The sequence below is a fragment of the Ruegeria sp. CDSB013 genome (genome assembly GCF_059611165.1).
In genome coordinates this window covers 317,777-331,451 of the sequence record NZ_JBXWPA010000004.1, presented here as the reverse complement: position 1 = coordinate 331,451, position 13,675 = coordinate 317,777, and the positions used below count along the sequence as shown (strand labels likewise).

Below are 13,675 nucleotides of genomic sequence, written 5' to 3'. Positions count from 1 at the left end.
CATGTGCAACTAAACGACGGTCAGCGTGACGGCACCGACCGAGTTGCCCTGCTGATTTCTTAGAGTGAATCTCCGTCGTGAATTGTGTCAGAAAGGGGTTTTTGCGTGCAAAACACTTCCGATAAATTTTTAGTAATGATTTGAGACTCAATGTTGCATTTTGGCAATGAGCGCGGAGTAACTCCAACAGAGCGAATTTAATTCGAATTATCGCCTTAATCTTGTGTTTATTTTATTCCGATATGTGATGGGGAAATTCGAATTGTAGGTTGCCGTTCTGCGCGAACGCGGTTTGCCCCCATGTGTTGTGACTAAGTCGTATGTGGGGTGCAAGGGTGTCCAAGAAGTCAAGTTTGCTGCTGGCTGTTTCTTTTTATACTTTAATTTCAACACCTTTATTCGCAGCGCCCACGGCAGACTTGAAAGTAGGCGACACGGTGGCCAACCCGGTGACAGGTATGGATACCACTGTCAGCGCACTGATTGTCGACCCGGCCTCGACGCCCACAGCCGGAACAACAGCATTTGTAGAGACAGCAGATGGATACGTTTTCCTAGTCAAAGATGCCGGGGACACAATCTACAATTCCGACAATCCTCCGCTAGCATTCGAAATTGTATCCATTTCAGGAACAACGGCTCAAATTAGCAATTCCGGAGCATCCGGTACGGCCGGTTTGTCCACTCAATTGACGCTGTCGCAGTACAATAGCAATTTCAACAGCTCTGGGACTCCAGGTGCGGTGACACCACCTGAAGATGTGTCGGGACCGAACGGCGTGAACCAAGTTGTCTATGGTCAGGATGGGAGCAATGGCCGTGACGGCGCGTTGGTTGTACCGCCTAGCTCAGGCGGCAATGGCGCAACTGGTCCGACGCAAACAAAGACCCTTAGCAGTGATGTCAACGCCACCAGCAACATAGGGTGGCAGGTCGGCAGCGTCGGCGGCGATGGTGGCAATGGTGGTGACTCCTACCTGAGCTTCTGGGACGGACGCGATGGCGGCGATGGCGGCAAGGGCGGCACCGTCAACGCAACACAGTCCAGCAGCAGCACAATCCAAACCTCGGGCAGTGGCAATTACGGCATTTTCGCATTCAGTCGAAGTGGCGAGGCTGGGAATGGCGGCAGCGGGTTCGCCGCCCCCGGCGGTGGTACTGGCGGGCATTCAGCGGATGGCGGCAATGTGACCGTCACGCAGAGAGGTGAGATTTCGACGTCCGGAGATTCCGCCGATGGTATCTATGCCCTGAGCGTTTCGAACAATGGTGGCAACGGCGGCGCGCAGTGGGGCCTGGTAGGATCTTCAGGTGACGGCGGCTATGGCGGAAGCGGCGGAGCTGTGACAGTCAATACCACATCAACCGGCAGCATTCTGACAACCGGCGACTATGCGAACGGGATTTATGCACAGTCGATTGGGGGTTCGGGTGGGTCCGCAGGGACCAGCGGCAACCTATTGGTGTCCTTGATCGGCGGTGCCGACAACGGCGGTAACGGCGGGACGGTCACGGTTTCCCATGCTGGCGCCATTGAGACACAGGGAGACTTTTCGCGCGGGATTGTGGCGCAGTCCATTGGCGGCGGCGGTGGGTCTGGCGGAACAGGTGGTGGCCTGGTTTCGCTGTCTCTGGGCGGGGTCGGATCGAATGGTGGCAGCGGCAGCGCCGTTAGCGTGACGGTTCAGGGCAGCGGCAGCATTCTGACCTCAGGCAAAGGTGCCGATGGGGTCATGGCGCAATCTATTGGCGGCAGTGGTGGCACGGGTGCGAACTCATACGGGTTGGTCGCAATCGGTGGCACCGGGTCAAGAGGAGGCACAGGAGCTGCAGTAAGCGTCAGTAACTACGGACAAATCCAGACCGGGGGCGACGGCGCGCGCGGAATCATCGCTCAGTCGATTGGCGGCGGTGGCGGCGACGGTGGCTCGTCCGCAGGAATGGTATCCGTTGGCGGAAACGGCAGCGGCGGTGGCGCTGGATCAACTGTGACCATCGTCAATGACGGGATCATTACCACGACCGGAGATGATGCGATGGGCATTCTGGCCCAGTCCATCGGCGGCGGTGGCGGCAATGGCGGTTCTTCTGGAGCGGTCGGCGCATTTGTGGGCGTCGCCATCGGCGGCGATGGCGGGTCCGGAGGCAAAGGCGGCGACGTGAACGTCACATTGTCGAACACCGACAGCAGCCAGCCTTCTGCAATTCAAACCTCGGGCGCTCGCTCCACTGGTGTGTTCGCACAATCCGTCGGCGGCGGTGGCGGTAATGGCGGCGGCGCTGTTTCAGTAGCGGTCGGTGCCTTTGGCGCTGCTTCGGTCTCGGTCGGCGGCTCCGCCGGCAGTGGTGGCGACGGCGGCGATGTGTCAATCAGCGGCAGCGGGTCTGCATCTGTGCAAACCGGCGGCGACGATGCAATTGGCGTCATGCTGCAATCCGTTGGCGGCGGAGGCGGCAATGGTGGATTTGCGGTGTCTGTTGCGGTGTCTGGCGGTCCGGTTTCGGGCTCTTTGGCGGTTGGCGTCGGCGGCGATGGTAGCACGGGTGGCAAAGGCGGCACGGTCACGGTCGGCCAGTTTGACGGCAGTGGCTCTCCGACGGCTGCGGGGTTTGAAGGCACCGTTGTCACAACCGGGAACCGCTCGACCGGTATGCTTTTTCAATCCGTTGGCGGCGGTGGTGGTAATGGCGGATTGGCTGTGGCAGCAACCGGTGGTGCCTCGGCGCTGTTTTCCGGCAATGTCTCGGTTGGTATCGGCGGTGAGGCTGGCAGTGGCGGCGACGGCGGCGATGTGCAGGTCTATACCAAGGCTGACATCACAACGACGGGAACCAGTTCGAGTGCTTTGATCGCACAGTCCGTTGGCGGCGGCGGCGGCAATGGCGGTGGCAGCATTGCAGCCGGTGTCAGCGCAAGCGGCGTGGCGGCAATTGGGATCAACGTGGGTGTTGGCGGAGATGGCGGCGGTGCCGGGATCGGCGGCGACGTCACCCTGATTGCAGGCGGGACAAACATCGAAACCAGCGGAGCGTTTTCCAGCGGTGTTGTCGCACAGTCCGTGGGTGGCGGCGGCGGCAATGGCGGCTACAGCGTCGGCGCGAGCGCCGATATTGGCGGGGCGGCTGCTGGGTCTGTCAGTGTGGGCCTTGGCGGCAAAGCCGGCGGTGGCGGTGACGGCGGCGCAGTGACCGCACAGGTTGACGCAAACGTCACAACGCGGGGCGATGACTCTGGTGCTGTTGTAGTTCAGTCCATCGGCGGCGGTGGCGGCAATGGCGGCTTCAGTGTCGCCGCGGGTCTGGCCGCAGGCGGAGCCGGTGCAGGAACCGTTGGTGTCGGGCTTGGCGGCGAAGGCGGCAGCGGCGGTATCGGCGGCAGCGTGACCGGTGTTCTTGTCAATGGTGATGTCCGCACCGAGGGACTGCGCTCGACCGGTGTTGTGATCCAGTCCATCGGCGGTGGCGGTGGTAACGGCGGTTTCAACGTGACGGCCGGTGTGGCCGCTGGTGGCGCAGGCGCTGGTTCGATTGGTGTCGGACTTGGCGGCGGCGGTGCAACAGGCGGCAATGGCGGCATTGTTGAAGGACAGGTCGTGGGCAACGTGACCACGCTTTCCGACAATTCCAGCGGTGTCGTATTCCAATCTATCGGCGGCGGTGGCGGCAATGGCGGTTTCAACGTAACCGCCGGGGTAGCCGGTGCAGGCGCTGGTGGCGGCGCGGTTACGGTTGGCTTGGGCGGCGACGCGTCCGGCGGTGGGATCGGTCGATCAGTGACTGGTCGGGTTACCGGAACTGTCAGCACGACTGGTGCGGATTCAACAGCGGTTCTGGCGCAATCCGTCGGCGGCGGCGGCGGTAATGGAGGCTTTAATGTCAGCGCCTCACTCGCGGGCGCGGGTGTGGGCAGCGGTGCCGTTTCAGTTGGGCTGGGCGGCAGCGGCGGCACAGGTGCAACTGGTGGCACGGTAAATCTGACAACCACGGATGCAATCGTAACGGCTGGGGACAGGTCGTCTGGCGTAGTCGCTCAGTCCATTGGCGGCGGCGGCGGCAATGGCGGCTTCAACGTCTCGGGCACAGGCGCAGGCGCCGGTGTCGGGTCCGGTGCAGTTAGCGTGGGGCTTGGCGGCGACGGAGCTGGAGGCGGCGATGGCGGCGCGGTCACTCTGACCTCCGGCGGGACAATCCTGACTCAGGGCGACTCGGCGACGGCGTTTCTGGCCCAATCCATCGGTGGCGGCGGCGGCAATGGCGGGTTCAACGTCAGTGCTTCGGTCCAGGGATCTGGCGTTGGCGGGGGCGGAGTTTCGGTTGGCCTTGGCGGCGATGGTGCTGGCGGGGGAGATGGCAACACCGTCATCGCAACTTCGAACAATTCGGTCGAAACCCGTGGTGATCAGTCCTCGGGCGTAGTGGCGCAATCCATCGGCGGCGGCGGCGGCAATGGCGGGTTCAATGTTTCTCCGGTTCTGTCAGGTGCAGGAACTGGTAGCGGAGCCGTCAGCGTCGGGCTCGGCGGGTCAGGCGACACTGGCGGCAATGGCGGCAACGTGACACTGACGTCGAACGGTACCATTCTGACTGACGGCTTTGCCTCTGGCGGTTTTGTGGCGCAGTCCCTTGGCGGTGGCGGCGGTAACGGCGGCTTTAACGTCTCGCCAACCCTGTCAGGTGCAGGCGTCGGAGCGGGTTCAGTTTCGGTTGGGCTAGGAGGTTCAGGCGGCGGCGGCGGCGACGGCAGCCTGGTAACCGCGAGCACAACGGCTAACGTAGTGACCAAGGGAGATGCTTCGGTTGGTATTCTGGCACAGTCCGTTGGTGGCGGCGGCGGCAATGGTGGCTTTAACATTTCACCTGCCTTGGCAGGTGCGGGCACCGGGGCAGGCGCGATCAGTGTCGGACTGGGCGGGTCTGGCGGTAGCGGCGGCACCGGCGGTGTCGTTGGTCTGACCGTTGCGAACAGTGTGCAAACGGAAGGCGCACAATCCGGCGCGGTTGTTGCCCAATCCATCGGCGGCGGCGGCGGTAACGGCGGCTTCAATGTCTCGGCTTCAGTTGGCGGCGCGGGCACAGGTTCTGGCGCAGCAGCCGTTGGGCTTGGTGGTCGGGGAACCGGCGGCGGCGATGCCTCAGCGGTAACCGCAAACGTGACCGGGAACCTTGTGACGTTGGGCGAAGCCTCGACCGGTTTGCTGGCGCAGTCCGTCGGCGGCGGAGGTGGTAATGGCGGAATGAACATCTCAGTCGCGGTTGCCGCGGCAGGTACGGGATCGGGCGGCGCATCCGTTGGTCTGGGCGGCGCATCTGGAACGGGCGGCGACGGAGGAACGGCTGAGGCCTCTTTGAACGGCAACGTTTCGACGCAAGGGGACGAGTCCGGCGGTTTCATAGTTCAAAGCCTTGGCGGCGGCGGCGGCAACGGCGGCATGAACGTCTCTGCCACAGTCACGGTTGCGGGAACCGGCAGCGGTGGTGCGTCTGTCGGGCTTGGCGGCAGCGGGGGTAATGGCGGTGATGCCAGTACGGCCGACGGAACGGTTGTGGGTGATGTCACAACGGCCGGCGACAATTCGGGCGGTGTTTTGGTCCAGTCCGCCGCGGGCGGCGGTGGTAACGGAGGGCTGAATGTCTCTGCGGCCGTGAATATTTCGGGCACCGGCGGCGGTGCTATTGGCGTTGGCATCGGTGGATCCGGCGGTGACGGCGGTAATGCAAGTGCGGCCACTGGTTCGGTTACCGGCGACGTTACCACCAGCGGTGAAAACGCAACCGGCGTTCTGGTTCAGTCTGTTGGCGGAGGCGGTGGCAATGGCGGCGTCAACATCTCGGGTGCGCTCAGCATTGCGCGCACGGGGTCCGGTGCTGCAGGAATCGGAGTGGGCGGCTTTGGCGGTAGCGGCGGTACCAGTGGGGCCGTCGACAATACGTTCTCGGGCAATGTCAGCACTTCGGGCACACGCTCGGCTGGTATTATTGCCCAAAGCCTCGGCGGCGGCGGCGGCAACGGTGCCACGAATATTTCCGGCGCGATTTCGGTGGCCAGCAACTATTCAGGTGGTCTCGGGATTGGTGTTGGTGGCTTTGGAGGTGACGGTGGTAATGCAAACAATGTCACGCAACAAGTCACCGGCAGTGTTGTAACAACAGGAGACGACTCGGTCGGGATTCTGACACAAAGCCTTGGTGGCGGCGGCGGCAATGGTGGCACCAACATTTCGGCCGCGTTGTCCCTGTCTCGGTCGGCCAATGCAGCCGTGGGTATCGGCGTAGGCGGCTTTGGTGGCGGCGGCGCAAATGCTGGTGCCCTGGTTCAGTCGACTGTTACGGGCGGTGTTGGCACCGTCGGCGATCGCAGTACAGGTATTCTGACACAGAGCGTCGGTGGCGGTGGCGGCAATGGCGGCACGAATATCTCGGCCTCGTTGGGCATTAGTCAGGAAAATGGCGGCTCGGTCAGTCTGGGCGTGGGTGGCTTCGGGGGCGGGGCCGGTAACGCGGGTGACGTGATCAGCACCCTGCGGTCCAGCACAGATAGCAGCGGCACAACCTCGGTGGTCACAATAGGGGCGGACAGCATCGGTGTCATGGCGCAATCCGTTGGCGGCGGCGGCGGCAATGGCGGCCTGAACGTCTCGGGTGCCGTCAACCTGACAGGTAAATCCGGTGCGGCGGTTGCTTTGGGGCTTGGTGGCTTTGGCGGCGGCGGCGGTGATGCCGGGGCAGTAACTCTGGATGTGGAGAGCGATGTTGTCACGGCGGGTGACGGGTCGCATGGTGTGTTCGCCCAGAGCCTCGGTGGTGGCGGCGGCACAGGAGGCGTGAATATCTCGGGCTCTCTGGCGCTGACAAAGCCCTCGGGGTCGGACACAATCTTTTCGGTCGCGGCTGGTGTTGGCGGCTTTGGCGGATCGGGTGGCGATGCCAGCAATGTTGATCTGGACTACACCGGCAATGTTCAGGCCGTTCCGATGGTCAGGCAACCCGACGGCACATTTGCCGTCGACCAAAGCAAAGGCGCCAGCGGTATTATCGCGCAATCGCTGGGCGGTGGCGGTGGCAATGGCGGCACCAATGTCTCCGGCGGTATCGCGATCAGCGGCAAGCCAGGTGCGGGCCAAACGGACAGCAGTAAGTCCTATGCGGTGGTCGTGGGCGTCGGTGGGTTCGGCGGCGGCGGCGGTGATGCCGGGAATGTCGATGTGAATATCGGCGCAGGCAGCACGATCAGGGCGCACGGAACCGGCCAATCCGGTCTGTTGGCCCAATCCCTTGGCGGCGGTGGCGGCAATGGCGGCCTGAATGTGTCGGGTGGTATCGTATCCGACAGCTCGTTGATTGTTGGTGTTGGGGGTTTCGCCGGTGACGGCGGCAAGGCAGGAGACGTCACGCTCACGTCGCAGGCTGACATCACAGTCACAACCAACCCGGACGATATCTCTATTCCCGATACGACAACATTTGAAGACAAGCTGCGCGATTTCCTCGGCGACACGATTGTCGACGACACCGAAGAGCTGGCCTCGTCCTTCGGGCTCGAACGTTTGTTCATCGATATGGGTGTCTTCAACGAAGAAAAACCGGATACGGATGGCTCAGCTGGTTTGATGGCACAGTCCATTGGCGGCGGGGGTGGTAACGGCGGTCTGAACGTTTCGGGCGGTATTGCGCTGAGCAAAGATGGCAAGATCCCTTCGGTTACCTTTGGCGTCGGCGGCTTTGGCGGCGACGGCAATGTTTCGGGTGATGTGACCGTGGGTCATACCGGCACCGTTTCGGTGGCAGGTAACTGGAAGCACGGTGTTTTGGCGCAGTCCATCGCCGGCGGTGGTGGTAACGGCGCGTTGAACGTGACCGGGCAGCTGAACTATGGCGACTCTAACAACTCCGACGGTAAAACCGATCTGAGCATTGTGGGCGGTCTGGGTGGCCACGGTGGTACCGGCGCTGATGCTGGTGGTGTTTCAGTTACGCAATCTGGAAATATTTCGACAAATGGCTATCACGCGCGCGGTATCTTTGCCCAAAGCATAGGCGGCGGCGGCGGCACCGGTGGGATTAATGCGACCTTCGTCGGCACGAAAGACAGCTCGCCAATTGCTATGGGTATCGGCGGCTTTGGCGGTGGCGGCGGCGATGCAGGCGATGTCACGGTTGCGCGTGGATCCGCGGCTGCGGCTGCGGGTACCATCACGACTGACGGTGCCGGTTCGCACGGGATCGAAGCCTCAAGCATTGGCGGCGGCGGCGGTGATGCCGGTATCAACGCGGTTGTGGGCATCAGTAAAACCACCGGAAGCAAGAGCAATGGCGGAACCGGCGATTCAACTGACCGGAAAACGCCCACCAACACGGGCGTCGATGACTCGGTAATTGCCAACTACAACGCCGTTCTCGATGAGTTGGAGGGCAAGGTGAACCCTGCCGACTCCTCCGGCAATAAAACCGGCGTGTCGGCTGTTATCGCCATAGGCGGTGATGCTGGAACGGCCGGGGACGGCGGCACCGTGGATATCGATCACTATGGTGACATCGTTACGCTGCAGGACGGCAGCCACGGGGTCTTTGGTCAATCCATTGGTGGAGGCGGCGGCAACGCGGCTTTGAACCTTGGTATGACGTACGAACTGGCCTCAGACGCGACCAACAAGGGCTTTGGCTTAGCAATCGGTGGCGGTACGGGTGAGGGTGGTATCGGCGGTTCGGTTGATGTTCGCAATACCGGGGACATCACGACCAGCGGCGCAGACTCTCATGGTCTGTTCGCTCAATCTGTTGGAGGCGGCGGCGGCAATGCGGGCTACAACTCTGCCTCGACATCCGTAGATGGCGGCAACGTGAACATTCAAATCGGTCGGACCGGTGGCACCGGAGGAAGCGGCGGCGATGTCTATGCAAGCTCGAATGGCATCGTTCGCACCGCCGGTAACCGCTCATATGGCTTCTTCGCTCAGTCCATCGGCAACGGCGGCGGCAATTCGTCCTCGACATCAGTCAGCATAGGTACGCCCAAGACCGGCGACAGCAAGGGCAACAAAGCCAGCTTGTCAGTCGGGCTTGAAGGAGGCACTGGTGGCGAAGCGGGCGATGTGACGGCGGTTGCCGCAGGAACAGTCGTCACAGAGGGGACGGATGCTCACGCCGTGTTTGCCCAGTCCGTCGGTGGTGGCGGTGGCAATGGTGGCAAGGCCAGCAATTCAGCCGGTAAGGGTACGTCTGTTGCGCTTTCCATTGGCGGCACGGGCGGCACAGGTGGCGTAGGCGGCAAAGTCGACGTGTCCAACACTGCACGAATTGCGACCTTCGGCGATCGTTCAGTTGGTTTGATGGCGCAATCCATCGGTGGTGCGGGTGGCACCGGCGGCATGGTTCAGGCGGGTCAATCGAACCTCGACACCATCAAAGCCGTGGTCAATCCGTCGACGGTCGGCACGACTATTTCGGTTAACATCGGTGGCACAGGCGGCGACGGCATGACTTCGGATACCGTGACTGTCGTCAGCGATGGGATCATCACGACCGAGGGCACGATGGCTCATGGCATCTTCGCTCAGTCCGTTGGCGGCGGTGGCGGTATGGGTGGTCTGGTTGAAAATCGGATCATCAGCCTGCGCAAGGACATCGGGAACACAGCGACTCTGTCCATTGGTGGAAATGGCGGAACCGGGGCAATGTCTGCAGCGGTTTCCATCACAAATCGGGACCTAATCCAGACGACGGGTGACAAGTCCATTGGTATCTACGCGCAGTCCGTCGGCGGCGGGGGTGGCGATGCGCAACAGGTGCGCAACATCATTCTGGGCCGGTCCTCGGACGGGGCAACGACAAATGCAATTCTGATTGGTGGCACGGGTGGCACTGGCGGGTCTGGCAGCACGGTAACTGTCGTCAATGAAGCTGATGCCACTATCCGCACCACCGGTAAGGAGAGCCATGGCATCCTTGCGCAGTCCATCGGTGGCGGCGGCGGCAATGGTGGCTCTACGATCTCGGTCGACGGGCGCTATGGCGGGGCAGAGGCCAGCACGCGGCGAGCACTACAATTCGGTCTTGGCGGATCGGGTGGTACTGGGGGCACGGGCGGCAACGTCTTGGTGACCAATGCAGGGACGATCGTGACAACTGGTGAAGGTGCGCATGGTATTTTCGCCCAATCCATCGGTGGTGGTGGTGGCAATGGTGGCAGTTCGATCACTGGGACGCTGCGACTGAAGACGGGCGACAGCAGTTCTCCGACCGCGCAGTTGAATATTGGCGGTTCAGGTGGCAGCGGCAACATCGCCGGCAACGTGGTCGTAACAAACAGCGGTGACATCCGGGTTGATGGTGCGGGTGCATACGGCATCATGGCGCAATCCGTTGGCGGCGGTGGCGGCAATGGCGGGCTGGCTGTTGCGATGGATGTAAATGACCTCAAAAACACCATGACAGGCAAGTCCTACTCGAAGATCGCCATTGGCGGTTCGGGCGGGGATGGCGCAGATGGTGGAGACGTCACGGTCAACCATACAGGCGCGATTGTCGTGAATGCAGAAAACGGGTTTGGCATCTTTGCGCAATCTGTTGGTGGCGGCGGCGGAAACGCCGGATATTCAGTGTCATCCCCGCTGGTCTCTGCGTTGGATTACACGGTGTCGCAACTGCTTGGTGCGCGCGAGGGTGCCACTGGGTCGGTTGGAACCGTTACCGTCAATTCGACCGGGGACATTCTTGTGAATGGGACAAGTAGCGAGGCTATTTTCGCTCAGTCCGTAAATGGCGGTGGTGGTAATTCCGAAACATCAGTCGATTTCACCACCGAAACTGCCAGTGCTGGAGGAACCGGCACTTCCTATATCAGCGACATCTCTTTGGGTGGCGATGAAGTTTCAGACATGGCTGGCAGTCAGGTTGCGCAATCACATACCGGCAATATCGCGACGACAAGCGATCGCTCGACCGGCTTGATGCTGCAGAGCGTTGGCGGTGGTGGTGGTATATCAGCGAACAACGTCAATGTTCAGGACGGTGACGGTATCGACATCACCGCACGTCTGGGTGCGATTAACACGGATGACGCCAGTGGCGGCGACGTGACCGGCAGCCGGACCGGAGATGTGGGCACAGACGGCGCATTTTCCTCGGCGGGTGCAGCGCAGTCTATCGGAGGCGGCGGTGGTAAGCTTGTGCTGAACAGCGCTGGCACCGCGAATACAAACAAAGCTGCTTCGGTGATCCTGGGTTCCGACCCAAGTTTCCGCAATGACGGCGGTGATATCGACCTCTCTCTGGACGGAGACATTACCACTACGGGTGATCGGTCATTTGGTCAGAGTGTTCAAAGCATTGGTGCGGGTGGCGGTGAGGTCGTTGTTGCTGGACTAGGACGTTTGGATGTAACTTTGGGTGCACAAGACGATTCAACCGGTGACGGCGGAACTGTTGGTCTTACCAATATCGGGGGCATCACCACCAGCGGCTCTGGGTCGCATGGTTTCGTAATCCAAAGCATAGGCGGCGGCGGCGGTCTGGTCTCTACAGATTTGGATGCAAGCCAAATCACAGTGAATCTCTCGCCTGCTAATGGTGGTGACGGTGGCGACATTACGTTCACCCAAAACGGTAATATCGTCACCACCGGTGAAAACGCGATTGGTGTTGTGGCGCAGTCACTGGGCGGTGGTGGTGGCATGGTGGATTCGGCTTTCCGTGGATCTGCGGGTGGTGCTGGGGCCGGTGGCACCATCGACATGGCGCTGAATGGCAATATCCTGTCCGTGGGCGAAGGCGGCATCGGCGTTCTGGCCCAATCCGAAGGGCGTGACGGAGCGGGTGCAATCACGCTTGGCTTCGATGGCGTCGTCATGGGCGGGACCGGGCAAGCAGACGCAATTGCATCAATCGTTGTGGACGGCGGCGCGAACAACGCGCTGACTTTGTCCAAGGACACAGTGCTTCTCGCCGGGAATAACCAGTTGGTGAACGGCGGAAACGGCAATGAACAGATTTCGTTGGCGGGTAAGGCACTGGGCAATCTGGACCTTGGCGCGGGTACCAACGGTCTGACCGTCGAGGAACAGGGCGCCTTTTATGCGCTGGACACGATCAATCTGGGCGCTTCTGGGTTGATGCAAGTGAATGGCGACTTTGTTTTGGGGGCGAACTGGGGTCTGAATACGGACATGACGCCGACTGTTAAGTCGGGTGACTTTGTCTTTACCGGTAACGTCAGCCAGACCACGAACCTGACGGGAAGCCTAGCCTTTGGTGCGACGGCATCCTCGACCTTCGACGTATATTACCTCACCACGGGTGCATCGGGTGGCAATAGCGATCTGGTTAATGTCAGCGGCAATGCCACTATAGGCGGCACACTGACACCACAGCTCAATACGCTTCAACGGGCGTTACCTCTAGTCATCGTCAACCCGAGTGGGACAGCTGCGGATGCGGGTACGACGATTCAGGACACAGTAGTGTTGGATTACTCGATTGGCTTGAACGGCTCGACATCGGACGGCAGTTCGATTGATCTGGTGATAACTCCGGACTATTCGACCGCGAACATGAACGCGAACGAGGCGGCCGTTGGTGACTACATCAACCAGGTGCTGAACGGGCAGGGTTCTGCTGCGCAAGGTGAGTTGTTCGCCCTGATCGGGAACATGACCTCCGAAGCTGACGTCATCGCGGCAATCGGTGCATTCACTGTGGCTGACTACGCAGCGGATGCAGTTGATGCCTACTACGGTACACGGGTATTCGCAGACGCACTGCACAATTGCGAGCGGTTTACCGATTACCAAGCCGGAGACGATCCACGCAATTGTGTCTGGTTCTCCGGAGGAAGGTCTTTCTACGACCGCGAGCAGACTGGTATCTACGATGAGTTGGACATCAACAATACCAACCTGTCTGCCGGTGTCCGTTTGCCGGTTGGGGATGAGCTCTATGCCGGTTTCGCGTTGGGTCACGACCAAATAAGCCTTCGGAACGGATCGCAGTACAATGCGACCGGTGACCGGTTCAATCTGGGTGCTTCGCTGACCAAATACACCGGCCCGTGGGAGTTCGCGGCCATGCTGTCAGCCGGTTGGTCAGACTATGACTCCGACCGGTCCGGTGGGATCAGTGGTGTGCTGCCCAACGGAAACGTGGTTAACACCGTTGGCGTCAGTTCGATCAAGCACAAGATGAACCAGCAGAACCTGCGGTTGAGTTTTGCCTATGATCACAGATTTGCCGGTGGCAGTTCCTATCTGCGACCCGAGATCGCTGTTGACGCCACCCGTCTGGCGACAGAAAGCAACGGTGATGCAACTCTTTCGGGGATTGTCCTGCAGGATGATAGCGAGATGATCTACTCCCTGACCCCATCGCTTGAGATCGGGACGGAACAGATTCTCAGCGCCTCTCAAAAGCTACGCGTAAGCTTCCGTGCCGGCGCCATCATCTCGTCGAACGACACGGTATCAGTAAGCGCCGGTTTTGCAGGCGCAAGCGCAGCTGATGGTGGGTTTACGAATACCAGCTTTATCGGAGACGCCCATGGGCTGGTTTCGGCGCGATTGGGGCTGTATGCGTTGGATGACAGCAGCTTTATCAATCTGAGCCTGGACCATATGTTCGGGGACTCAACCAAGGCTCTCCAGGTTGGTCTGGGCCTTGGGCTACAATTTTGAGCAATGAGGGACGG

At 60.9% G+C, this 13,675-nt stretch carries 1 protein-coding gene; it reads left to right on the top strand.

The window, feature by feature from the left end; genetic code table 11:
* The first annotated feature begins 419 nt into the window (after window positions 1-419).
* Complete coding sequence (locus tag AC2FJF_RS09755) at window positions 420-13,661, top strand: hypothetical protein (RefSeq protein WP_496725036.1); 13,242 nt, start codon at window positions 420-422, stop codon at window positions 13,659-13,661.
* Window positions 13,662-13,675: the final 14 nt, after the last annotated feature.